This window comes from Ancylobacter polymorphus, assembly GCF_030813495.1.
Taxonomy (GTDB): Bacteria; Pseudomonadota; Alphaproteobacteria; order Rhizobiales; family Xanthobacteraceae; genus Ancylobacter; species Ancylobacter polymorphus.
Genome location: NZ_JAUSUI010000004.1, coordinates 134709 through 159237, shown reverse-complemented (window position 1 = coordinate 159237; position 24529 = coordinate 134709). Strand labels below are relative to the sequence as shown.

Genomic DNA, 24529 nt, shown 5'->3' with positions numbered 1-24529 from the left:
CGCCGCTTTAGACCAAAGATCGACAAGCGGTCGGCATCACGATTTGTTACCTTGACCATCACCACCTCGATAAGCGAGGTGAAACCGTACCGCCGGCGTCACCGTCGGCCAACGACTTGACGGCGATCGAGCCTCACTGAGGTTCGAACGTCAGGATAACGACCGCGGCAGGCGTCGCTCCTTCGGGGCGGCACGCCCAGCCACCGGCACCCCGCCTGTCGCATCCCCTTGGGAGGAATAGATGAATCTGAAACTGACGATTTCCGCCGTGGCCCTCACCACGGTTCTGGCGATGGGCGCCGCCCATGCCCAGCAGCCGGTGGTCGGCGTGAGCTGGTCGAACTTCCAGGAAGAGCGCTGGAAGACCGACGAGACCGCGATCAAGAAGGCGCTCGACGCCGCCGGCGCCAAGTACATCTCGGCCGATGCGCAGTCCTCCGCCGCCAAGCAGCTTTCGGATGTCGAGGCGCTGATCGCCCAGGGCGCCACCGCCCTCATCATTCTGGCGCAGGATTCCGACGCCATTGCCCCCGCCATCACCAAGGCGCAGAACGAGGGCATCCCGGTGGTCGGCTATGACCGGCTGATCGAGAATCCCTATGCCTACTACATCACCTTCGACAACAAGGAAGTCGGCCGCCTGCAGGCCGCCGAGGTGATGAAGGTGAAGCCGAAGGGCAATTACATCTTCATCAAGGGTTCGGCCTCCGATCCCAACGCCGACTTCCTGTTCTCCGGCCAGATGGAAGTGTTGAAGCCCTCCATCGACAAGGGCGACATCAAGAATGTCGGCGAGGCGTACACGGACAGCTGGCTGCCCGCCAATGCCCAGCGCAACACCGAGCAGATGCTGACCGCCAACAACAACAAGGTCGACGCCGTCGTCGCCTCCAATGACGGCACCGCCGGCGGCGCCATCGCCGCGCTCGCGGCCCAGGGCCTCGCCGGCTCGGTGCCGGTGTCCGGCCAGGACGCCGATTTCGCCGCGCTGAACCGCATCGCGCTCGGCACCCAGACCGTGTCAGTGTGGAAGGACTCGCGCGAACTCGGCAAGCGCGCCGCCGAAATCGCCATCGACCTCGCCAAGGGCACCGATCCCAAGGCGGTGAAGGGCACCACCACCTTCACCGGCGGCCCGAAGGGCGTGGCGATGAACTCCACCTTCCTCAAGCCCGTGCCGATCACCAAGGACAATCTCGACGTGATCATCGACGCCGGCTGGGTGCCGAAGGCGACGGTCTGCCAGGGCGTGAAGCCCGGCACGGTGAAGGCCTGCAACTGATCCGGCAGCCGCCGGTCCGGTAACGATCCGCGCGGCGGGGGCTCACCCTGCCGCTGCGGCGGCGTCACCGCACCCAGCGCGCGGCGGGGAGAGAACGCTCATGACAGACACCACCACCACGACGCCGGCCCCCGCCTCGCGGGCTTCCGGCTCCGCCCCCGCCGCCGCGCCCGCCAGCTTCATCGGCGCGCTGGAAATCGATGTCCGCTTCCTCGGCATGCTCGGCGCCCTTGCCGTCATCTGGGTGGTGTTCGATTTCCTCGCCGGCGGCACGTTCCTCACCGCCCGCAATCTCTGGAACCTCTCGGTCCAGAGTTCCTCAATCGCCGTCATGTCCACCGGCATGGTGCTGGTGATCGTGATGCGCCACATCGACCTGTCGGTGGGCTCCATCCTCGGCGTCACCGGCATGATCATGGCGGTGTTCCAGGTCAATTACCTGCTGCCGACCTTCGGCTTCAACCATCCCGCCGTGATCGTCCTCACCCTCGCCGCCGGCATCGGCATCGGCGCGGCCATCGGCGCGCTGCACGGCTTCGTCATCGCCTATCTCGGCGTTCCGGCCTTCATCGTCACGCTGGGCGGCCTGCTCGTGTGGCGCGGCGCCGCCTGGGCGGTGGCCGAGGGCAAGACGATCCCGCTGGTCGACGACAATTTCAAGCTGCTCGGTGGCGGCGCCAATGGCTCGGTCGGCGAGATGTGGAGCTGGGTGATCGCCGTGATCGCCTGCCTCGCCATCGCCTTCGCCGCAGTGCAGGCGCGCCGCCAGCGCCAGCGCTTCCACTTCCCGCTGAAGCCCGTCTGGGCCGAGTTCACGCTCGTCATCTCCGGCTGCCTGGCGGTGATCGCGGCGACGCTGGTGGTCAACGCCTATACGCTGCCCCCCGCCCTCGCCCGCCGCTATGCCGAGGCTGCCGGCCTCACCGTGCCGCCGGAGGGCCTGTCGATCAGCTTCGGCTATGCCATTCCCGTGCTGGTGGCGGTGGCGGTCGGCATCGTCATGACGTTCGTGACCACCCGCACCCGCTTCGGCCGCTATGTCTTCGCCATCGGCGGCAATCCGGAGGCGGCGGAACTCGCCGGCATCAACACCAGGCGGGTGACGCTCGCCGTGTTCGCGCTGATGGGCGCGCTCGCCGCCATCGGCGCCGCCATCTCCACCGCCCGCCTCAACTCGGCGACCAATGCGCAGGGCACGCTGGACGAACTGTACGTCATCGCCGCCGCGGTCATCGGCGGCACCTCGCTCGCCGGCGGCTCTGGCACCATCGTCGGTGCCATGGTCGGCGCGCTGGTCATGCAGAGCCTGCAGTCGGGCATGGTGCTGATGCGCGTCGACACGCCCTATCAGAACATCGTGGTCGGCATCGTGCTGGTCGTCGCCGTGTGGATCGACACGGTCTATCGCAAGCGGATCAAGTGAGGAGCGCGACCATGAACGCTGTCACGTCGCCCGTCGCCAATCCTGGCGCCTCCCGCATGACCGGCACTCCTGCCGTCGACATGCGCGACATCTGCATCTCCTTCGGCGGCATCCGCGCCGTCGACGGGGTCTCCGTCGATCTCTATCCCGGCGAGGTCGTCGGCCTGCTCGGCCATAACGGCGCCGGCAAGTCGACGCTGATCAAGATTCTCGCCGGCGCCTATCGCCCGGATGCCGGCGAAATCCGCATCAATGGCGAGAAGGCCGATATCGGCAATCCGCGCGATGCCAAGCGCTACGGCATTGAGACCATCTACCAGACGCTCGCCCTCGCCGATAATGTCGACGCCGCCGCCAATCTCTTCCTCGGCCGCGAGCTGATGACCCCCTGGGGCACGCTCGACGATGTGGCCATGGAGGCGGCGACGCGCGAGGTGATGGGCCGGCTCAACCCGAACTTCCGCAAGTTCAAGGAGCCGGTGCGCGGCCTCTCCGGCGGCCAGCGCCAGTCGGTGGCGATCGCCCGCGCCATCCACTTCAACGCCAAGATCCTGATCATGGACGAGCCCACCGCCGCGCTCGGCCCGCAGGAAACGGCGCAGGTGGCCGAACTGATCAAGCAGCTCAAGGCCGAAGGCATCGCCATCTTCCTCATCAGCCACGACATTCACGACGTGTTCGACCTCGCGGACCGGGTGAGCGTGATGAAGAACGGCAAGCTTGTCGGCACCGCCCGCACCTCGGACGTGACCAAGGACGAGGTGCTCGGCATGATCATCCTCGGCAAGAGCCCGCCCGGCGCGTTGGCCGGCCCGGGCGCCGCCGCCGACTGATCCGCTGACGCGGTGGGCTGGGGAGCGGCGGCATGCCGCTGTTCCGGCCCCTTCCCGCCTGTGATATGAGGCGGGTAAGGGAGCACGCCGTGTCCGCAGCCGACACCACAGCCAAGGCCATCCGCCCCGCCGACGCGCCCCTGCGCCGGCTGGCGCTGGTGCTGGCTGTCGCCTATGTGGTGGTGTTGCAGGCGCTTCTCGGCGGCATGGCCAGCGGCGCCCATGCGGCCGGCTTGCTCACCGTCGACGCCTTCGGCCAGACGCTCTGCCTGAGCAGCCATGGCGCACCCGACGCGCCGGGCGAATCCGGGCGCCACACACCCGATTGCTGCCTCACCGGCTGTCAGAGCGCGCCCGCCAGCGCCCTTCCGCCGCCCGTGGCGGCGACGCCCGCTCTGCCCGTCGGCCATGCGCAGGCCCGCACGCCAGCGCCGCGCACCGCGCGCCTCGCCTTTCTCCCCGAGCGTTCCCCCCGCCACACACGAGCCCCTCCCGCCGCCTGACGCCGGAACACCGCTTTCGATCGTCATCAATGCGCCGGCCGTGTGCGCGGAATGTGCCCGCCGGCAGCCCGGGAGACCTCACATGATCACCACCGTTCTGCGTCGCGCCCTTCGGCGCACCGAGGACCGCGTCGGCTTCGCCACCCTCGCCGCCGCGCTCGGCCTGCTCGTCATGCAGCCGGCCTTCGCCCATGAGTACAAGATCGGCAATCTCGAAATCGAGCACCCCTGGGCGCGCATGACCCCGGCCGGCGCCAAGGTCGGCGGCGGCTACCTCACCATCGAGAATGAGGGCAAGGAGGCCGACCGCCTCCTCTCCGCCACCGCCGAGGTCGCCGGTCATGTCGAAATCCACGAAATGGCCGTCAAGGACGGCATCATGACCATGCGCATGCTGCCCGACGGGCTGGAGATCCCGGCCGGCGGCGAGGCCAAGCTGGCGCCCGGCGGCTTCCATCTCATGCTGATGGACCTGAAGCAGCCGCTGAAGGAAGGCGAGAGCTTCAAGGGCACGCTCACCTTCGCCAAGGCCGGCACGGTGAACGTCTCGTTCAAGATCGAGGGCATGGCCGGGCCGAAGGGTTCCGAGACCGGGCACAGCCACCAGCACGGCACCCCCGCCAACTGATCCCCACCGGCGGACCGCCCGCCGCGCGCCTTGAGGCCGGCCCTCCCCTGTGAGGGCCAGGGCTCGGCGCGTGCCGTGGCGCGCCCCTTTTCCGGAACCTCTCCGATGAACACCACGACTCTGTCTGCCGAGCGCGCACTCGGCGCCGAGGAGCGCTCGGCCAATCTCTACCGCGCCGTCTGGCGCTGGCATTTCTATGCCGGCCTGCTGGTGCTGCCCTTCATGATCCTGCTGGCGGTGACCGGCGGGCTCTATCTCTTCCGCGAGGAGATCGACAATGTCTGGCACCACCGGCTCAAGGTCGTCGAGGCCCGCGCCACGCCGGTGGAGGCGCCCAGCGCCTGGATCGACGCGGCGCTCAAGGCACGCCCTGGCACGGCGCTGAAGATCATCTCGCCGGTCAACCCCACCGCCTCGGCCGAGGTGGTGATCAAGACCCCCGAGGGCGCCCGCCGCTCGGTCTATGTCGACCCCTATGATTCGCGCGTCCTCGGCGAATTGCCGGATCGCGGCACCATCATGTGGCTGATGCGCCGGCTGCACAGCCTGGCCGAGTTCGGCCCCATCGCCAACGGCATCATCGAGATCGTCGGCGGCTGGTCGATCCTGCTGGTCGCCACCGGCTTCTATCTCTGGTGGCCGCGCAAGCAGACGGGCGGTGTCGTGAGCGTGCGCGGCACGCCGGGCAAGCGCATCTTCTGGCGCGACGTTCATGCCGTCACCGGCGCCTTCGCCGGCCTTGCCATCGGCTTCATGTCGCTGTCGGGCATGCCGTGGTCGGTGCTGTGGGGCGCCAAGGTCAATGAATGGGCCAACAGCTCCAATTACGGCTATCCGAGCGGCGTGCGGGCCAATATCCCGATGTCGGATGAGCATCTGGAGCATGTGAACGGGCCGACGACCTGGTCGCTCGAACAGGCCAAGGTGCCGCTGTCGACGGCGACGCCGGGCCAGCCCCTCGGCATCGACGCGGCGGCCGCCGCCGTGGAGAAGCTCGGCATGTCGCCGGGCTACACGCTGAGCCTGCCGACCTCGCCCACGGGCGTCTACAGCGCCTCGATCTACCCGGACGACCTCTCCAAGCAGCGCGTCATCCATCTCGACCAGTACAGCGGCAAGCCCCTGATCGACATGAGCTATGCCGATTACGGCCCGGCGGGCAAGGCGCTGGAATGGGGCATCAATGTCCATATGGGCCAGGAATTCGGGCTGGCCAACCAGCTGTTCCTGCTCGCCATCTGCCTCGCCATCATTCTGATGGCGGTCTCGGCCGGGGTGATGTGGTGGAAGCGCCGGCCGGCCGGTTCGCTCGGCGTGCCGCCCGCGCCCACCAGCGCCGGGGTGATGTGGGGGCTGATCGCCATCATGGCCGTGGTCGGGGTCATCTTCCCGCTGGTCGGGGCCTCGCTGGTGGTGATGGTGGCGCTCGACTTCGTCTTCGCCCGCCGCCGCCCGAAGCTGCGCACCGCCTGAGCGGGTTCCAGCCGCGCGCCTCTTCCCCTAACATTGCGCGGGGCAAGGGGCGCGCATGGCCGGAACGAAGACGACCGCCGACACGGACAGCACAGCCGACAGTGACGGCGCGGGAAGAACCAAGCCCCCTCCGCGCGACGGGCTGTTCATCCGCGTCTATTTCGGCGATGGGCGCCATCTCGGCCCCGGCATGATCGAACTTCTGGAAGCGATCCGCCGCGAGCGCTCGATTCTCTCCGCTGCGCGCCGGCTCGGCATGAGTTATCGGCGGGCCTGGCTGTTGGTGGACGAGATCGGCCGCAATTTCCGCCAGCCGGTGGTCGAAACCCATCCCGGCCGCCGCGGCCACGGCACCGACCTCACCGCCTTCGGCGAAAGGCTGATCGCGCTCTACCGCGAAGTGGAGCGCGCCAGTGCCGCCGCCAGCCGGGACGCCGTGGACGAACTGCGCGCCGCGCTGGCGCCGCAGGGCGAAGAGGCGGGCAAGGACGGGTAGCGGGGAACCCGCGAGCGCCCGGTTCGTTGTCCCACCGGCGGGCGTTCCGCCAGGGGGACACCATGCAGACGCTGCTCATCGTCATTCTGATTCTCGTCGTCCTCAGCGCCTTTGGCGTGTTACGCGCCCGCTCGGCCCGGCTGCGCCTGGTGCTGATCGTACTCACACTCGGCCTGCTCATCCTCGCCGTGATCGGCTTCGTGCGCGACGAACAGGCGGTCGGGCCCGGCGTGGCGCCGATCATTCAGGCGCCGTAAGCCCGCCGGGACTGAGGAAGTCCGGGTTACGGCTGTCCACCGCCACCGATTTCACCATCGCCCACACATCGAGCCCCGGCCGCAGCGCGAGCCGCGCCACGCTTTCGCGCGTCACCATGGCAGCGAGGCGGACGCCGCCGACGTTGAGGCCGACATCGGCATAAGGCCCTTCCTGCGCCACCACCTCCTCCACCACCGCCGGCAAGAGGTTTGAGACCGACACGCCCTCGGGCTTGGTGAGGGCAATGGCGACATCGCGCGCCCGCACCCGCGCCCGCACCTTCTCGCCGATCGCGCGGTCCACCTGCGGCACGCGCAGTTCGCCACCGGCAAAGGCGAGGCTGGACAGGGCGAGGTCGCCATCATGCCGGGCAACGACGCATTCCAGCAGCGTACCGAGGTCGAAGCGCCCCACTACCGGCAGCATCTCCGGCCGGGAGAGCACCTGCGCCACCGGCCCCGCCGCCACCTGCCGCCCGTCGCGCAGCGCCACCAGCGTGTCGGCAAGGCGCAGCACCTCGTCGAGCGAATGGCTGACATAGAGGATGGGCAGGCGCATCGCGTCGCGCAGCCGCTCCAGATAGGGCAGGATTTCCGCCTTGCGCGCCTCGTCCAGCGCCGCCAGCGGCTCGTCCATCAGCAAGAGGCGCGGCTGCGCCAGCAGCGCCCGGCCGATGGCAACGCGCTGGCGCTCGCCGCCCGACAGCGTGTGCGGCCGCCGCGCCAGAAGGTGACCGATACCGAGCAATTCGACCACCGCCTCGAAGCGGATCGGGCGCTCCACCGCCCGGCAGCGGCGCTCGCCATAGCGCAGATTGCCCTCGACCTTGAGATGCGGGAATAGCCGCGAATCCTGGAACACATAGCCCACGCGCCGGGCCTCGATCGGCACGTCGATGCCGCGCGCGGCATCGAAGAACACCTCGCCCCCCACCACGATGCGCCCGGTATCGGGCCGCACCACGCCGGCCACCGCCTGAATGATAGTGGTCTTGCCGGCGCCGGAACGGCCGAACAGCGCGGTGACGCCCTCGCCCGGCGCGGCGAAGCCGCAATCGAGCGCGAAGCCGCCGGGCCGGGCTAGGCGCAGATCAACCTCGATCATGCCTATCCCCGCCCGATCATGACGCGGATGCGCCGGTCGACGAGGCTCGCCAGCAGCAGCGAGCCGAGCGCCAGCACCACCGAGACCAGCGTGAGCCGCAGCGCCATGGCGTCGCCATCCGGCATATGGGTGGCGCTGTAAATGGCGAGGGGAATGGTGCGGGTCTGGCCCTCGACATTGGAGACGAAGGTGATGGTGGCGCCGAACTCGCCCAGCGCCGAGGCGATGGCGAGCAGCGCGCCGGAGAGGACGCCGGGCAGCATCAGCGGCAGCGTCACCGAGAAGAACACGTCGAGCCGTGACGCACCCAGCGTGCGCGCCGCCGTCTCCAACCCCCGGTCCACCGCTTCCAGCGCCAGGCGAATGGCGTTGACGGTGAGCGGAAAGCTCACCACCGCCGCCGCCACCGTCGCCCCCGCCGTGGTGAAGATCAGCCGGATGCCGAACCAGGCGTCGAGATACTGGCCGAGAAAGCCGCGCGCGCCGAGGCTGACCAGCAGCAGATAGCCCACCACCACCTTGGGAAGCACGAGCGGGAGATAGACCAGCCCGTCGAGCAGGCTCTTGCTGGGAAAGCGCGCCCGCGCCAGCACGAAGGCGGTGAGGACCGCGAGCGGGAGGCTCCAGAAGGTCGCCCAGAAGGCAACCTTCAGGCTGAGAGTGACCGCTGTCCATTCCTCGGGAGTGAGCATGCTCATCGAAAAGTCGTCGTCCCCTCTCGCCGTCATCCCGGCCGAGCGTAGCGAGAGCCGGGATCGCCCGCTATTTTCATTCTGAAAGCGGTCCCGGATGCGGCCTTCCGGCCGCTCCGGGATGACAGCCGGCCAGCAACCCGCCTCACTTCACCACGAAGCCGTAGGACGCATATACCGCCTTGGCGTCCGGCCCCACCAGGAAGTCGAAGAAGGCCCGCGTCGCCGGGTTGTCCTGGCCCTTGACGATCTCGAACGGGTATTCGACCGGCGGGTGGCTGTTCGCCGGGAAAGTGGCGACGATTTTCACATTCTTCGCCACCGCCGCGTCGGTGGAATAGACAATGCCGGCGGCCGCCTCGCCGCGCTCCACCAGCGCCAGCGCGGCGCGCACGCTCTCGGCGCCGACGACACGCTCCTTCACCTTGTCCCACGCGCCGAGAGCGGTCAGCGCCGTCTTGGCATAGATGCCGACCGGCACGCTGTCGGTGAGGCCGGTGACGATGCGGCCATCGGCGCCGAGAAAACCCAGCCAGTCGAAGGAGGCGTTGATGGTCACGTCCCTGGCTTTGTCCGCCGGCATGATGAGCACGAGGCTGTTGCCGATCGGGGTAACGCGGGTGGCCTTCAGCGTCAGGTCCTTGCTCTCGGCGTAGTCCATCCATTTGTTGTCGGCGGAAGCGAAGATGCCCGCCGGCGCGCCGGCCTCCAGCTGCTTGGCCAGCGCCGAGGAGGCGGCGAAGGAGAAGGCGACCTCCGTGCCGGTCTTCGCCTTGTAGAGCTTGCCGATGTCCTGGAACGCATTGGTCAGGCTGGCGGCGGCGAAGACGGTGACCGGCGCCTCGGCCCGCACGGACGCCGGCAGCGCAATGCCGAGAAGGGCGGCGATGGCGACGCTCTTCAGCGCGAGGCCAAGCAGCACATGGCGACGGGACGGCAGGCGTGACGGCATGGCGGGCTCCCTCTTATATCCCGTGATATACATGTATCCGTCCATATACATGATTAGCCGCACGATGCCAGCCCGCCATGCCCGGCTTATGGCCGGGCGTGGCGGATGGTTCTTGCACCGGAGTGGAGAAAAACGTCGAACGTCAGCTGCGGGCGGAGGTTGCGCGCGGCCTCAGTCGATCATGCCGGTATGGCGCGCCGTGGCGGCGGCGACCTGCTCGGCGGCGCTCAGCAGTTCCAGCGCCGGCACATCGCCCCGCCCGCAGGTCACCTGCGGGCCGCCGCGCATCCGCCGCCGGCCGCTGGCATCCTCTTCCAGCGCGAACTCGTAAATGTGGTGGGCGACGCGGTGCATGACCCGGACGGTCGAAGGCGAGAGCGTGACTACGTCGAAATCGGCGTGCGGCATGGTCGTCCCCTCCCTCTGCCCGTCCGCGCGCGGACGGGGCGGCCGCGTTAGCGCGGCTCGGTTATCGGCGTCCGCCCTGCGGCGGAATGGAGCAGGAACTTTCGTCGAATAATGGCGTTGCGACAATGGCAAATCCGCAGGTTGCGCCGCTTTGTTGTGCCCGGACCAGCGGCACGCGCGCGGATTTACCTGCAACGGCCCCGCCTGCGGGCATCCCGTGAAGCCATGCCTCGTGGACTGGGCGACGTTATCGGGTCTCCGATAAGGCTGCCGGGCCACCAAGCCGGAGAAGCGCAAATGAGCCGAAACATGATGCTGATCGTGGCTGCGATCGTCCTGGTGATCGCCGCCTATGCCGCCGTCCAATATTCCGGGCGGATGACGACTCAGCCCACGGAAAACCCGACCCCGCCGGCCGCACAGCCCTCGGTTCCCCCGGCTGCCGATCCGATCACCCCGCCGCCGCCCGCGCCGGAAGCCACGCTGCCGCCGGCTAACGACCCGGCCGTGCAGCCCTCGACCCCGCCGGCCGCATCGCCGGAACCCGCGCCCGCCACTCCGGCCGAGCCGGCTCCGTCTACCCCGGCGCCCGCGAACCCGTAAGGCTCACGCCTCCCCGCCGCGCTCGCCCGACATGGCGGCGAGCGCGGCCCTGGCGCGCGGGCTCTCCATCACCGCGTCCACCGTCTGCGCCAGCCGCCGCCGCCAGTTCGGCCGCTCCTTGTCCGTGCCCGGCAGGTTCACCGCCACCGTCTCCCCGGCGAGATCGTCGAGCTGCGCCAGAGCCAGCGCCGCCTTGGTGCGCGAGACGAAAGCGTGGATCGCCGCCAGCAGCGCATCGTCGAGCGGCGCGCCCGCAGCCGGCAGCGCGGCGATCAGCCCCTCCTCAAGCAGCGCCGCGCAGAGTCGTTCGCGCTCAGCGGCCCGCTCCACCAGCCCCGCCGCATAATCCGCCGCGTCGATCAGGCCGAGCGCTTCCCGTTCCTTCAGGTCGACCCCCTCCCACCAGCCGGCCAGCGTCGGCAGGTCATGGGTGGAAACGCAGGCCGCCGCCAGCGCCGGATAGTCCTGCGGCGGCGTGAACACGCCCGCTTTCTGCTCGAACCACAGCACGCGGTAGGACAGCATGCGCTCGGCGGAAAGCTGGTCGCGCATGCCGAAGGGCACGGTGCCGAGATCCTCACCGATGACGAGGCACTGCGCCCGCGCGCTTTCCAGCGCCACCTGCGCCGCCAGCGCCTCGAACGGCATGGCGAGATAGGCGCCGTCCGCCCCGCTCGCGCCTTCGGGAATGAGGAACAGCCGCCGCAGCCCCATCACATGGTCGATCCGCAGCGCGCTGGCATGGCGCATATTCGCCCGCACCAGCCCGGCATAGCGCCGATAGCCGTCGCGCTGCAGCGCCAGCGGGTCGAAGGGCGGCAGGTTCCAGTTCTGCCCTTCCGGCCCCAGCGGGTCCGGCGGCGCACCGATGGTGACGCCGGGCATCAGCAGATCGGCCTCGGCCCAGGCTTCGGCACCGTCCAAAGTCGTGCCCACGGCGAGGTCGCGGTAAAGGCCGAGCGAGAGCCCCGCCGCGCGGGCCCTCTCCGCCGCCGCGGCGAGCTGCCGATCGGCCACCCATTGCAGCCACAGCGCGAAGCGGACCTCGCCCGCATGGGCGCGGCCGAACGCCTCCACCGCCGCGCCGCCGGCCTCGCTCAGGCCGTCCGGCCAGTCGCGCCAGGGGCGGCGGGGATAGGTGCCGGCGATCGCCTGGAACAGCGCGAAGCGGCGCAGCGTCTCGTCGCCTTCCGCGATGAAACGGTCGAAATCGGGGTCCGGCCCGCGCTCGAAGCCCGCAAAAGCGTCCCGCAGCGCGGCTTCCTTGGCCGCCCACACGCCGGCATAGTCGACCGACGATGCGGCAGCGAGCGCCCCGAACGGCGCCATCTCCGCGCCGAGCGCGGCGACATCGATATAGATCGGGTCGAGGAAGCGCCGGTCGGAGGGCGAATAGGGGCTGGTGCGCTCCCGGTCGTCGGGGAACAGCGCGTGCAGCGGGTTCAGCCCCAGCGTGCGCGCCCCCGCCTGCGCGGCCCGCTCGCCGAGTTCAGCCAGCGCGGTGAAATCGCCAATGCCCTGATCCGCACCGCCGCGCCGCAGCGTGTAGAGATGCGTACCAATGCCGAACAGCCGTCCCCCTGCCTCAAGCGCGCGCGGCAGATGGCTGGCCGGCGGCGCGACGGTGATCCGGCACGCATCGGCGCCGAGGCGCAGCACATGCCGGCCCGGCGGCAGCGCCGGCAGCGCCACGGCGCGCAGCGTCGCCAGCCGGCCGTCCGGCCGCTCCACGCTGCGGCTCTCGCCCTCCTCCGGGCGGATGGGAACGGCGATCTCCTGCCCGTCCTCCAGCGTGATCGATAGATCCAGCCGGCGCGGCGCCTGTGCGGCCTCGCCCGCGAGCGTCAGCAGCGGTTCCGTGCCCTCGCGCAGAATGGCAGCGAAGGGAATGGCGCGGTCGAAATGCTGGGCGGAAAGCCGGGCGAGGCTGTCGCTCACCTCGCCGGGCGTGCCGGCCGGCAGCTCCAGCGCGGCGAGCAGCGCGCGCTTGGTGTCGTCGCTCACCTTCTGCGCCTTGCCATCGGCGGTGAACCACTGGCCATCGATGCCGGCCGCAGCGGAAAGCTTGTCCAGCCGCTCCGGCGTGGCGGCGCGGCGCGGTGCGGCCGGCTCGGCGGTCTCGACGGCGATCAGCACCGCGCGCGGTGCGACCTCAAGGGGCTCCCCCTCCTCGGCCTCCGGCCGGGCGGTGTCGGCGGCGACGCGCCAGACGAAGCCGTCGCGCGGTTCGGGCAGCACCAGAGGTTCCGCCCGATCAGAAGCGTTGAGCGCCACCGCCACCCGGTCCGCCGCCTCGTCGGATGTGGCGGGCGCATAGAACACCGCCACCAGCGCGCGGGTGGCACCGTCATCCCAGCGCACCGTGCCGCCGGCAGGCGCGCGCCAGTCGACATCGGCAAGGCCGCTGCCATCGGGCGGGCGCCCGGTCAGCGGCGCGTCGCCGCGCAGCGCGCGATGGACGAGGCGCAGCTTCACCAGCCGGGCGGTGAAGGCGGCAAGCTCCGCATCCACTGCCGCCCAGTCGAGCCAGGTCAGCTCATTGTCCTGCGCATAGGCGTTGTTGTTGCCGGCCTGCGTGCGCCCGCATTCATCGCCCATGGTCAGCATCGGCGTGCCGCGCGCGGCGAGCAGCGTCGCCAGCAGCGCCCGCGCATCGCCGCGCCGGGCGGCGATGATGGCGGGATCGTCGGTGCCGCCCTCGACGCCGTGGTTCCAGCTCACATTATTGTCGGTGCCGTCGCGATTATGCTCGCCATTGGCGTCATTGTGCTTGGCCGAAAAGGCGACGAGATCGGCCAGGGTGAAGCCGTCATGGGCGGTGACGAAATTGATGCCGCGCGAGAGCGGGCGGTGGCGCCCGGCGAAAATGTCGGCGGAACCGGCCAGCCGCGTTGCCAGCTCGCCCACGACGCCGGCATCGCCGCGCCAGAAATGCCGCGCCGTGTCGCGGAAATGGTCGTTCCATTCGCCCCAGCCCGGCGGGAAGCGCCCGACCTGATAGCCGCCCGGCCCGATATCCCAGGGCTCGGCGATCAGCGCGAGGTCGCGTAGCGCCGGGTCCTGCTGCATCGCCGCCAGAAACGGTGCTTCCATGTCGAAGCCGTCGGGCCGGCGGCCCAGCGTGGCGGCGAGGTCGAAGCGGAAGCCGTCCAGCCCGCAGGCGGCCCAGCGTCGCAGCGCATCCATCGCCAGCCGCAGCACCGGCGCCCGCTCCAGCGCCAGCGTGTTGCCCGTGCCGGCATCGTTGATCAGGCGGGAGGGATCGTCGGCGGCGTGGCGGTAATAGGTCGCGTTGTCGAGCCCGCGCAGGCTGAGCGTCGGCCCGAATGCGTCGCTCTCGCCGGAATGGTTCAGCACCACATCCAGCACGACCGCGATGCCGGCCGCGTGCAGCGCGGCGATGGTGCGGGCGATCTCCTCGAAGCCGCCCGGCGCGAGGCGCGGATCGGGCGCGCCGAACACGACAGGGTTGTAGCCCCAGTAATTGCTCAGCCCCAGCGGCGGCAGATGCCGCTCGTCGATCCAGGCCATGGCGGGCATCAGCTCCACCGTGGTGACGCCGAGCCGCACCAGATGGTCGAGCGCCGCCGGTTCGGCCAGCCCGGCGAAGGTGCCGCGCAGCGCCGGCGGGATCGCCTCCTGCCGCATGGTGAAGCCGCGCACATGCAGTTCGTAGAGCACCTGCCGGTCCCAGCGGAACGGCGCGCGCGGCGCGGCGGGTTCGGCTTCCACCCCCATCACGATGGCTTTCGGCAGCGCGAAGGCGCTGTCGGTCTCGTCATGCAGCGCGCCGCTGGCGCGGTTGTCGAACAACGCCGCGTCCAGCCGGAACGGCCGGTCGAGCCGGCGCGCATAGGGGTCGACCAGCAGCTTGGCCGGGTTGAAGCGGTGGCCCTCTTTCGGCGCCCACGGCCCCGCCGCGCGCAGGCCGTAGCGGGCACCTGCGATTACCCCGGCAATGTGGCCGTGAAACACGTCGCCGGTGCGCTCCGGCAGGGCGATACGGGCGATCTCCACCTCGCCCGCCGCGTCGAACAGGCAGAACTCGATGCGCGTCGCATGGGCGGAGAACACCGCGACATTGACGCCGCGCCCGTCGAGGGTGACGCCGAGCGGCTCGGGACTTCCGGGGGCGAGGGTGAGGTCGCTCACCCCGCCCGCTCCGCCGCCAGCGTGCGGAACAGCGTGTTGTACTGGCCGGCCGCCCGCTGCCAGGACACGTCGGTCGCCATGGCGTTGCGCTGCAGCTTCTGCCACAGCGCCTTGTCCTGCCACAGCGCGGCCACCCGCTTGAGCGCGATCTGCAGTGCCGGCGCGGTGACGGGCGAGAACTGCACCCCGGTGCCGACACCGGCGGTGCGCGCCATCTCGTTCACGTCGATCACCGTATCGGCGAGCCCGCCGACGCGCGCCACCAGCGGCAGCGCGCCATAGCGCAGCGCGGAAAGCTGGGTGAGGCCGCAGGGCTCGAAGCGCGAGGGCACGATCAGCACATCCGCCCCCGCCTGGATGCGGTGCGCCACGCCCTCGTCATAGCCGAGCTGCACGCCGACGCGGCCGGGATGGGCATGGGCGGCGGCGGCGAAGCGGCCGGCGAGATCGGCATCGCCCGCGCCGAGCAGCACCATCTGCGCGCCGAGGCCGAGCAGCGTGTCGAGGCTGTCGGCCAGCAGGTCGAGCCCCTTCTGCCAGGACAGGCGGCTCACCACGCCGAACAGCAGCGCCTCCGGATCGGCATCGAGCCCGAACGCCTCCTTCAGCGCCACCTTGTTCGCCGCCCGCGCCTTCAGCGTCTTGGCGTCGAAGGGCTTGGCGATCAGCGTGTCGGTGGCGGGGTTCCAGCCGGCATCGTCAAGGCCGTTGAGAATCCCCGACAGCACGGAGGCGCGGGCATTGAGCAGCCCGTCGAGCCCCATGCCGGCATCGGGCAGCAGGATTTCGCCGGCATAGCCCGGGGAGACCGTGGTGATGCGGTCCGCCAGCTGCAGCCCGGCCTTGAGATAGCCGACCATGCCGTAATACTCGACCCCGCCAAGCCCGAACGCGTGCGGCGGCAGGCCGAGCATGGGGAAATCATGGGCGGGAAACTGCCCCTGAAAGGCGATGTTGTGGATCGTCATCACCGTGCCGGGGCGCCTGGTGCCGGCATAGTGGAGATAGGCCGGCGCGAGCCCGGCCTGCCAGTCATGGGCATGGACGATATCGGGCACGAAGCCGGCGATGAGGCCGAGCCCCAGCCCCGAGGCCACCGCACCCAGCGCCGCGAAACGCCGCGCATTGTCGCCCCAGTCGGCCCCGTCCGGCCCGGCATAGGGCCCGCCCGGGCGGTCATAGAGATGCGGCGCCTCGATGACGAAGAGGTCGAGCCCGCCGCCCTTGGCAGCGAGCAGCGTTGCCGGTCCGCCGAACAGATCGTCGAAACGGTGCACCGGCGCCGCCTCGGTCAATTTCGCCATCACGGCGGGATAGCCGGGGATGAGCGTGCGCAGCTCGACATCGTGCCGCGCCAGCGCCGCCGGCAGCGCGCCGGCCACATCGGCGAGGCCGCCGGTCTTGATCAGCGGAAAGACTTCCGAGACGACGGAGAGAACCTTGAGGGATGACACGTCAGACCCGCGCCCTGTGCCGTTAAAACCGAAGCCGCCGGCGGCCTGAACCGCCGGCGCGGGTTGAGTGTAAAGCAGCTTCTTGTCGATCGGATTTCCCAACCCGACCGATGCGAGCCCCCTAGACCGACAGCTTGTCGATCATCTGCTGGGTGATGAGGCAGATGCCCTTTTCCGTGCGGCGGAAGCGCTTGGCATCCAGCTCCGGGTCCTCGCCGACGACGAGCCCCTCGGGAATGCGCACATGCGAATCGATCACCACATTCTTCAGCCGGGCGGAGCGGCCGATCTCGACATAGGGCAGGATCACCCCGTTCTCGATCGACCCATAGGAGTTGATCCGCACGCCGGTGAACAGCAGCGCCCGGCGCAGCGACGAGCCGGAGATGATGCAGCCGCCCGACACCAGCGAGGAAATCGCCTGTCCGCGCCGGCCCTCGTCGTCATGCACGAACTTGGCCGGCGGGGTGATCTCGGCATAGGTCCAGATCGGCCAGTCGCGGTCGTAGAGGTCGAGTTCCGGCACCACGCCGGTGAGGTCGATATTGGCCTCCCAATAGGCATCCACCGTGCCGACATCGCGCCAATAGGGCGCCGTCTCCTGGTCGGAACGCACGCAGGAACGCGAGAAATGGTGCGCCGAGGCGGTGCCGTTCTTGACGATATAGGGGATGATGTCCTTGCCGAAATCATGCGTCGACAGCGGGTCGGCGGCGTCGCGGCGCAGCTGGTCGATGAGGAACTTGGTCTCGAAGACATAGATGCCCATCGAGGCCAGCGCCTTGTCCGGCCGGCCGGGCATGGACGGCGGGTCCTTCGGCTTTTCCAGGAAGGAGATGATGCGGTCCCGGTCATCGACATGCATCACGCCGAAAGCGCTCGCCTCGTGCCGCGGCACTTCGAGGCAGCCGACGGTCACGTCGGCCCCCGAGTCGACGTGCTGCTGCAGCATGATCTCGTAATCCTGCTTGTAGACGTGGTCGCCCGCCAGAATGATGATGTGGCGGGTGTCATAGGCCTCGATGATGTCGAGGTTCTGATACACCGCATCCGCCGTTCCCAGATACCACATGGTTTCCGAGACGCGCTGGCTGGCGGGCAGCACGTCGAAGCTCTCGTTCCGCTCATGGCGAAGGAAGTTCCAGCCGCGCTGCATATGCCGGATCAGGCTGTGCGCCTGATACTGGGTGGCGACGCCGATGCGGCGGATGCCGGAATTGATGGCATTGGACAGGGTGAAGTCGATGATGCGCGACTTGCCGCCGAAATAGACCGCCGGCTTGGCGCGGCGGTCGGTCAGTTCCATCAGGCGGCTGCCGCGGCCGCCGGCAAGGACATAGGCCATCGCGGAGCGGGCCAGTGGTGCGTTGGGTAGCGTCGGCCGTGCCATGTCGCGTGGTCTCCCTCAGTTACTCTGTTCCGGCTCATCGCGTTCGGCGGCGCGCGTTTCCGGTTCCCATTTGAAATACAGCGTGGCGAGCGGCGGCAGGGTCAGCCGCGCGCTGGCGGGCAGCCCATGCGCGGGCTCCTCGGTGGCATCCGCGCCGCCGAGATTGCCCATGCCGGAGCCGCCATAGAGATCGGCGTCGGTGTTGAGGATTTCGCGCCAGCGCCCCGCGCGCGGCAGGCCGACGCGATAGTCGTGGCGCGGCACGGGGGTGAGGTTGGCGACCATCACGACAGGCGCGTCGTCATCCTCGCCGAAGCGCGCCCAGGCGAACACCGATTGCGCGCTGTCGTCCACCACGATCCAGCGGAAGCCCTCCGGCTCGCAGTCGCGCACATGCAAAGCGGGCGTGTCGCGGTAGATGAGGTTGAGGTCGCGGACCAGCAGCTGCATGCCGCGATGATAGGGCCCCATGCCGACGAGATGCCAGTCGAGCGAGCGCTCCTCGCTCCATTCCCGGCGCTGGGCGAATTCCTGGCCCATGAACAGCAGCTTCTTGCCGGAATAGGCCCACATCATGCCGTAGCAGGCGCGCATATTGGCGAATTGCTGCCAGTCGTCGCCGGGCATGCGCGAGAGGATGGTGCCCTTTCCATGCACCACCTCGTCATGGGAGAGCGGCAGCACGAAATTCTCGGAGAAGGCATAGGTGATGCCGAAGGTCACCCGGTTGTGGTGCCACGGGCGATAGACCGGATCGAGCGACATATAGTCGAGCGTGTCGTGCATCCAGCCCATGTTCCACTTGAAGCCGAAGCCGAGCCCGCCGGCGAAGACGGGCTGCGAGACACCGGCCCAGGAGGTGGATTCCTCGGCGATGACCACCGTGCCGGGATGCTCGGCATAGATGATCTCGTTGGCGCGGCGCAGGAACGACACCGCGTCCTTGTTATCGTTGGAGCCGTCGGGGTTGGGCGACCATTCCCCGTGCTTGCGCGAATAATCGAGGTATAGCATCGACGCCACCGCATCCACGCGCAGCCCGTCGACATGGAAACGGTCGAGCCAGTACAGCGCGTTGGCGATCAGCATATTGGCGACCTCGCGGCGGCCGAAGTCGTAGATCGCCGTATTCCAGTCCGGGTGGAAGCCGCGCTGCGGGTTGGGGTGCTCATAGAGCGGGCCGCCGTCGAAATGCGCCAGCCCGTGAATGTCGGTGGGGAAATGCGCCGGCACCCAGTCGAGGATCACCGAAAGCCCCGCCGCATGCGCCTTGTCGACGAAGCGGGCGAAGCCGGCGGGGTCGCCGAAGCGGCTCGTCGGCGCGAACAGGCCGATCGGCTGGTAGCCCCAGGACGCGTCGAGCGGGTGCTCGGAAATCGGCAGCAATTCGAGATGGGTGAAGCCCATCCACTGCACATAGGGGATCAGCTCGTCGGCGAGTTCGTCATAGGTGAGGAAGCGGTTGTCCTCGCCGCGCCGCCAGGAGCCGAGATGCACCTCATAGGTGCTCATCGGCTTGCGGCGCGCCTCCCCCTCGGCGCGGGCGGCGATATGGGCGTCGTCGCCCCACGCGAAATTGTCGGTGCGCGCCACCACCGAGCCCGTCGCCGGGCGGAACTCGCCGGCAAAGCCGAACGGATCGGCTTTCAGCGGCAGCAGCCGGCCGTCGGCGGCGACGATCTCATATTTGTAGATCGCTCCCTCCGCGACGCCGGGGGCGAAGATCTCCCACAACCCGCTGTCGACGCGCTTGCGCATCTGATGGCGGCGCCCGTCCCAGCGGTTGAAGTCGCCCACCACCGAGACGCGCGCGGCATTTGGCGCCCAGACGGCGAAGCGCACGCCTTCGACGCCTTCATGCGCGTCGGGATGCGCGCCCAGCCGCTCATACAGCGTGCGATGCGTGCCCTCGACCAGCAGATGGTCGTCGAGCGGGCCGAGCACCGGCGGAAAGGAATAGGGATCGTCGAGTTCCCACGTCCCGCCCTCATTGCGGGCGCGCAGGCGGTAGCGCGCCCAGGCGGGGCGGTCGGGCACCAGCACCTCGAAGAAGCCGGCCGGGTGGCGGGGTTCGAAGGCGGCGAACACCGCGCCGTCGGGCTCGATCGCGTCCAGCGTCTGCGCATCCGGCACGAAGGCGCGCAGCACCAGCCCGTGCTCGGTCTGGTGCGGACCCAGCAGCGCGAAGGGGTCGTGATGGCGGCCTGCGACGAGAGCGTCGACCTCCCGTGCGGGTGCCTGCCATGCCTGCATCACTGCCAACCCTTCCTGAGCCGAAACACCGGGGACAAGCCCCGCGCGCAGTGAAGGTTCCTCTACCGCCAACACAAAGTCCACAGGTCGCAGCCACTCGTCGCGGCATCAGGTTAATGGCGGGCCAACAGGGTGCGGCCGGCGGGCCACTGCGGGAAGGCCGCAGGAAGGCCGCCGGGCGGAACCCGGCGGCCGGCAGCGTCAGCGAACCGGGCGAACCGGCACGTTCCAGATGTCCGTGGCGTATTCGGAGATGGTCCGGTCGGAGGAGAACCAGCCCATATTGGCGGTGTTGATGGCGCTTGAGGTCCACCATGCCGCCCGGTTGTTCCAGCGCGCATCGACCTTGCGCTGGGCGTCCCAATAGGCGTCGAAGTCGGTCGTCACCAGGAAATAGTCGTGGTAGCGCAGCGCGTCGACCAGCGGCTTGAAGCGGTCCGGCTCGTCCGGGGAGAACACGCCGGAGCCGACCGCGTCCAGCACCTCGCCGAGATGCTGCGAATTGCGGATCGAGCCCGCCTCGTCGACACCGGCGGCGCGACGCTGCTCCACCTCATCGGCGGTGAGGCCGAAGATGAAGATGTTGTCGTCGCCGACATGCTGCTTGATCTCGACATTGGCGCCGTCGAGCGTGCCGATGGTCAGCGCGCCGTTGAGCGCCATCTTCATGTTGCCGGTGCCGGAGGCTTCCATGCCGGCGGTGGAGATCTGCTCCGACAGGTCCGCCGCCGGGATCACCACCTCGGCGAGCGAGACATTGTAGTTCGGCAGGAACACGACCTTGAGCAGGTCCTTCACCGTCGGGTCGTCATTGACCACCTTGGCCACGTCATTGGCCAGCTTGATGATGAGCTTGGCCATCTGGTAGCTCGCCGCCGCTTTGCCGGAGAAGATCTTGACCCGCGGCGCCCAATTGCGCGCCGGATTGGCGCGCATTGCGTCATAGAGCGCGATGGTCTCCAGCACGTTCAGCAGCTGGCGCTTATATTCGTGGATGCGCTTGATCTGCACGTCGAACAGCGCGCCGGGGTTGACCTTGATGTCCAGCCGGTCGCGGATCAGCCGGGCCAGCGCCACCTTGTTCTGCCGCCGCACCGCCATCAGCCGGTCGTGCAGCGAGGAATCGCCGGCGACCGCTTCCAGCGTCTTCAGCTGGGTCGCGTCGTCCAGCACCGCCGGCCCGCACACATCCACCAAGAGGTTGGTGAGCCCCGGATTGGCCTGGTAGAGCCAGCGGCGGAAGGTGATGCCGTTGGTCTTGTTGTTCATCCGCTCGGGGAACAGACGGTAGAAATCCTTGAACACCGTCGTCGTCATCAGGTCGCTGTGCAGCGCCGCGACACCGTTGATCGAGTGCGAGCCGAGGAAGGCGAGATTGCCCATGCGCACGCGCCGGCCATGGTCTTCCTGGATCAGCGACACCGAGCCGAGCAGCGCGTCGTCGCCGGGGAACTGCGTGCGCACCCGCTCCAGATGCTTGGCGTTGAGCAGGTAGATGATCTGCATGTGGCGCGGCAGCACCCGCTCCATCAGCGGCACCGGCCACGTCTCCAGCGCCTCCGGCAGCAGGGTGTGGTTGGTGTAGGAGATGGTCCGCACCGTGATGTCGAACGCTTCGTCGAATTCGATGTCGTTCTCGTCGATCAGCACCCGCATCAGCTCCGCCACCGCGATGGCGGGGTGGGTGTCGTTGAGCTGGATCGCCACCTTGTCGGGCAGCGAGCGCACATCGCCGAAGCTGTCGACATGGCGGCGGATCAGGTCGTGCAGCGAGGCGGCGGTGAAGAAATATTCCTGCCGCAGCCGCAGTTCCTGCCCCGCCGGCGTGGCGTCGGAGGGGTAGAGCACCTTGGAGATCGCCTCGGCCTTCACCTGGTTCACCAGCGCGCCGACATGGTCGCCCTGGTTGAAGGCGTCGAGCCGGATCGGATCGGCCGCGCGGGCCGACCACAGGCGCAGCGTGTTCACATGCCGCCCGCGCCAGCCGACGATGGGCGTGTCATAGGCGACCGCCTCCACCGTCTCGGCGGGATGCCAGACCTGCTTCTTGCGGTCGCCGCCCATCGCCACCGACTCGACCGAGCCGCCGAAGCCGATGTCGTAATAAACCTCCGGCCGCTCGAACTCCCAGGGGTTGCCGAAGGACAGCCAGTCCTCGGGATATTCCTGCTGCCAGCCATTCTTGATCATCTGGCGGAACAGGCCGTTCTCGTAGCGGATGCCATAGCCATAGGCGGCGATGGAGAGGGTCGCCATGCTGTCCATGAAACAGGCGGCGAGCCGGCCGAGGCCGCCATTGCCCAGCGCCGCGTCCGGCTCCACCTGGCGCAGCCGGTCGAGATCGACGCCGAGATCGCCCAGCGCCGAGCGCGCCGTCTCCAGCATCTCGATATTGGTCAGCGCGTCGAACAGAAGCCGGCCGATGAGGAATTCCAGCGAGAGATAGTAAACCCGCTTGCGCCCTTCCGAATAGGTCTGGCGGGTGGAGGTGATCCAGCGGTCGACGATGCGGTCGCGGGTGGCGAAAGCGGTGGCGAGAAACCAGTCGCGGTCGCTCGCGGCGGCGGGGTTCTTGCCCACCGCATAGGTGAGCTTCGAGATCACCGCGGCACGGAACTTGGCGACCTCGTCGCCCTGCGCGGAAAGGGTGCGGGCGGGTGTCTCCGGCGTGTCCAGCATCTTCTCTTCGACCTCGACTGACATGTGCAGCTTGTGCTCCCGTTGCGGCCACCCCGCGTGAAACGGGAAAGGCCGCGTATCTCACCCCTGCCGGATGCAACCTTTTGGCCAACTCAGCCGGCGCGGGGTTCCCTTTGCAGCGCGGCCAGGGCGAGCACCAGCCATCCGAGGATGAGCATAGTACCGCCGATCGGCGCGGCCATAGGAAAAACCGCGATATCCCAAAGCGCTCGCAGCGCCAGCGTCCCGCTGAACAGCACCGTGCCCAGCGCGATGATACCGGCGCCGACGCTGGCGAAGGACCAGCCCGGACCGCGCAGTGCGGCCAGGGCGCAGCCTCCCACCACCGCACTCGCCCCCAGCATGAGGAAGGTGGCGGCCGTGGTCAAATTCGGGGCGGCGTTCACATGCGCGCCTGCCGCCGCCGCGGCCACCCCGGCCGCGCCCATCAGGCCGGCGACAAAAACGAGGAAACGGCGAAAGGCGTTCATGGCTCGGCTCCGCTTGACTGGCCGTCCGTGGCGATGACGTGGAAGAAGGTTCCCGAAACGCGCCCCCGGCGGCTTCCTGAAGGACCCATGTCCATACCCCGACCATCGCTCAGCGCGACCAGCGGCGCATCGTCGCCGGCTTGTGTGACGCTGGCATAATGGAATTCGTGGCCGCGCAGCCTTGTCCCCGCCGGCCCCAGCGCCGAGGCGGCGAGCGTCACCGCGCGGCGATAGCCGAGATTGAGCCGGCGGCGGGCGAAGCTGGTGGCGTGGCCGAGCAGGCCGAGCATCGGGTGGACCTTGCCCTCCGCGTCCTCGATCGCTTCGCCCAGCACCATGAAGCCCCCGCATTCGCCGTGCACCGGCCGGGTGCGGGCAAAGGCCCGCACCCCATCGAGAAAGCGGAAGGCTTGCGCGAGCCTTTCCCCATGCAGTTCGGGATAGCCGCCGGGCAGCCAGCAGGCATCGGCATGGTCGGCGGGCGCCTCGTCGGCGAGCGGGGAAAACGGCAGGATTTCCGCCCCCGCCCGACGCCAGCCGGCCATCACATGCTCATAGGCGAAGGAAAAGGCGACATCGCGCGCCAGGGCGATGCGCTGGCCGGGCGGCGCGAGCGCCACCGGCGCCGGGCCGGCCGGGTTCACCGGAGCCCCCAGAGCACAGAGCGCGTCGAGGTCGATGTGCTTCTCCGCCCGTTCCGCCAGCGCCGCCAATTGCGCCGCGAGCGCGGGGTGCTCCTCCGCCTGCACGAGACCGAGATGGCGCTCGGGCAGCCGCACCGCCCCGTCGCGCGGCAGGCTGCCGAGAACGGGGAGGCCGAGCGCCTCGATGGCCGTGCTGGCCTGCGCCCGGTGCCGCTCGCTCGCCACCTGGTTGAGGATCACCCCGGCGATGCGAACACGCGGGTCATGGCCGGCAAAGCCGCGCACCACGGCCGCGGCCGATTGCGACTGGCCGGATATGTCGAGCACCAGCACGACAGGCAGGCCGAGCCGGGCGGCGAGGTCCGCCGCCGCGCCGCTGCGCCCCGTCTCGCCCTCGATGCCGTCGAACAGCCCCATGGAGGCTTCGATGATGACCGTGTCCGCCGCTTGCCCCACCTCCGCCGCCAGCGCGTCGATGAGGGCGGGCGGCATGGCGAAACTGTCGAGGTTGAGCCCCGGCCGCCCGGTGGCGGCGGCGTGGAAAGCGGGGTCGATATAGTCCGGGCCGGACTTCGCCACCCGCACCCGCACGCCCCGCGCGCGCAGCGCCGCCGCCACGCCGAGCGTCACCGTGGTCTTGCCCGAGCCGGAGCGCGGCGCGGCGATGATGAAGGCGCGGGCGGTCATGCGGCGGCTCCGGCGCAAACGCCGCCGCTCCCTCTCCCCGACGGGGAGAGGGTTGGGGTGAGGGGAAGTAGAGCGCGGCAGCCGTCTCCCCCCTCACCGGCCCGCTGCGCGGGCCACCTCTCCC

At 69.2% G+C, this 24529-nt stretch carries 20 protein-coding genes; 9 read left to right on the top strand and 11 right to left on the bottom strand.

The features are described 5' to 3' along the window. Positions 1–292: 292 nt before the first annotated feature. The 8 genes from xylF to J2S75_RS10365 all read left to right on the top strand — a co-directional run bounded on the left by xylF (position 293) and on the right by J2S75_RS10365 (position 6895). Positions 293–1282: a D-xylose ABC transporter substrate-binding protein gene (gene xylF / locus J2S75_RS10400; protein WP_307020069.1), complete on the top strand. Its 990-nt coding sequence runs from the start codon at positions 293–295 to the stop codon at positions 1280–1282. A 100-nt stretch (positions 1283–1382) separates the two neighbouring features. Further along, a complete protein-coding gene (locus J2S75_RS10395) occupies positions 1383–2705 on the top strand; it encodes a sugar ABC transporter permease (RefSeq protein WP_307019792.1) in 1323 nt (440 codons plus the stop codon). An 11-nt stretch (positions 2706–2716) separates the two neighbouring features. Further along, positions 2717–3538 carry an ATP-binding cassette domain-containing protein gene (locus tag J2S75_RS10390; RefSeq protein ID WP_370874115.1) on the top strand — a complete coding sequence of 274 codons (822 nt, stop codon included), beginning with the start codon at positions 2717–2719 and terminating at the stop codon, positions 3536–3538. Positions 3539–3627: 89 nt separating this feature from the next. Next, positions 3628–4041, top strand: coding sequence for a hypothetical protein (locus tag J2S75_RS10385; protein WP_307019791.1), 414 nt, complete (start codon positions 3628–3630; stop codon positions 4039–4041). Between the two features lie 82 nt (positions 4042–4123). Next, on the top strand, positions 4124–4669 hold the full coding sequence (locus tag J2S75_RS10380) for a copper chaperone PCu(A)C (protein ID WP_307019790.1): 546 nt from the start codon (positions 4124–4126) through the stop codon (positions 4667–4669). Positions 4670–4774: 105 nt separating this feature from the next. Continuing rightward, the gene (locus tag J2S75_RS10375; RefSeq protein WP_307019789.1) at positions 4775–6142 is read left to right on the top strand and encodes a PepSY-associated TM helix domain-containing protein; all 1368 of its coding nucleotides are present in this window, start codon (positions 4775–4777) and stop codon (positions 6140–6142) included. Between the two features lie 55 nt (positions 6143–6197). Further along, on the top strand, positions 6198–6638 hold the full coding sequence (locus tag J2S75_RS10370; protein ID WP_307019788.1) for a winged helix-turn-helix domain-containing protein: 441 nt from the start codon (positions 6198–6200) through the stop codon (positions 6636–6638). Positions 6639–6700: 62 nt separating this feature from the next. After that, a complete protein-coding gene (locus tag J2S75_RS10365) occupies positions 6701–6895 on the top strand; it encodes a hypothetical protein (RefSeq protein ID WP_307019787.1) in 195 nt (64 codons plus the stop codon). Here the strand turns inward: J2S75_RS10365 and modC are convergent. The 4 genes from modC to J2S75_RS10345 all read right to left on the bottom strand — a co-directional run bounded on the left by modC (position 6879) and on the right by J2S75_RS10345 (position 10052). After that, positions 6879–8000: a molybdenum ABC transporter ATP-binding protein gene (modC, locus tag J2S75_RS10360; RefSeq protein ID WP_307019786.1), complete on the bottom strand. Its 1122-nt coding sequence runs from the start codon at positions 7998–8000 to the stop codon at positions 6879–6881. The two genes, J2S75_RS10365 and modC, sit on opposite strands and share 17 nt — an antisense overlap. Positions 8001–8002: 2 nt before the next feature. Next, the gene (gene modB / locus J2S75_RS10355; RefSeq protein ID WP_370874122.1) at positions 8003–8692 is read right to left on the bottom strand and encodes a molybdate ABC transporter permease subunit; all 690 of its coding nucleotides are present in this window, start codon (positions 8690–8692) and stop codon (positions 8003–8005) included. Positions 8693–8837: 145 nt separating this feature from the next. After that, positions 8838–9644 (bottom strand): molybdate ABC transporter substrate-binding protein, encoded by an 807-nt coding sequence (gene modA / locus J2S75_RS10350; protein ID WP_307019784.1) that lies wholly within the window; start codon positions 9642–9644, stop codon positions 8838–8840. A gap of 171 nt (positions 9645–9815) precedes the next feature. Then, the gene (locus J2S75_RS10345; RefSeq protein WP_307019782.1) at positions 9816–10052 is read right to left on the bottom strand and encodes a hypothetical protein; all 237 of its coding nucleotides are present in this window, start codon (positions 10050–10052) and stop codon (positions 9816–9818) included. A gap of 309 nt (positions 10053–10361) precedes the next feature. On the opposite strand from J2S75_RS10345, the gene J2S75_RS10340 reads away from it, so the two are divergent. Further along, the gene (locus J2S75_RS10340; RefSeq protein WP_307019781.1) at positions 10362–10655 is read left to right on the top strand and encodes a hypothetical protein; all 294 of its coding nucleotides are present in this window, start codon (positions 10362–10364) and stop codon (positions 10653–10655) included. A gap of 3 nt (positions 10656–10658) precedes the next feature. Here J2S75_RS10340 and glgX read toward each other — a convergent pair whose 3' ends face one another. The 7 genes from glgX to J2S75_RS10305 all read right to left on the bottom strand — a co-directional run bounded on the left by glgX (position 10659) and on the right by J2S75_RS10305 (position 24405). Then, complete coding sequence (gene glgX / locus J2S75_RS10335) at positions 10659–14807, bottom strand: glycogen debranching protein GlgX (RefSeq protein ID WP_307019780.1); 4149 nt, start codon at positions 14805–14807, stop codon at positions 10659–10661. Next, positions 14804–16261, bottom strand: coding sequence for a glycogen synthase GlgA (glgA, locus tag J2S75_RS10330; protein WP_307019779.1), 1458 nt, complete (start codon positions 16259–16261; stop codon positions 14804–14806). The genes glgX and glgA overlap by 4 nt, the downstream gene beginning before the upstream one ends. A gap of 121 nt (positions 16262–16382) precedes the next feature. Beyond that, a complete protein-coding gene (gene glgC / locus J2S75_RS10325; RefSeq protein WP_307019778.1) occupies positions 16383–17651 on the bottom strand; it encodes a glucose-1-phosphate adenylyltransferase in 1269 nt (422 codons plus the stop codon). A 15-nt stretch (positions 17652–17666) separates the two neighbouring features. Beyond that, positions 17667–19904, bottom strand: a complete 2238-nt coding sequence (glgB, locus tag J2S75_RS10320) for a 1,4-alpha-glucan branching protein GlgB (protein ID WP_307019777.1) — start codon at positions 19902–19904, stop codon at positions 17667–17669. Between the two features lie 201 nt (positions 19905–20105). Further along, a complete protein-coding gene (locus J2S75_RS10315; protein ID WP_307019776.1) occupies positions 20106–22607 on the bottom strand; it encodes a glycogen/starch/alpha-glucan phosphorylase in 2502 nt (833 codons plus the stop codon). An 89-nt stretch (positions 22608–22696) separates the two neighbouring features. Next, positions 22697–23074 (bottom strand): DUF423 domain-containing protein, encoded by a 378-nt coding sequence (locus J2S75_RS10310; protein WP_307019775.1) that lies wholly within the window; start codon positions 23072–23074, stop codon positions 22697–22699. After that, positions 23071–24405: a cobyrinic acid a,c-diamide synthase CobB gene (locus J2S75_RS10305; protein ID WP_307019774.1), complete on the bottom strand. Its 1335-nt coding sequence runs from the start codon at positions 24403–24405 to the stop codon at positions 23071–23073. Before J2S75_RS10305 ends, J2S75_RS10310 begins: the two co-directional genes overlap by 4 nt. Between the last annotated feature and the right edge of the window lie 124 nt (positions 24406–24529).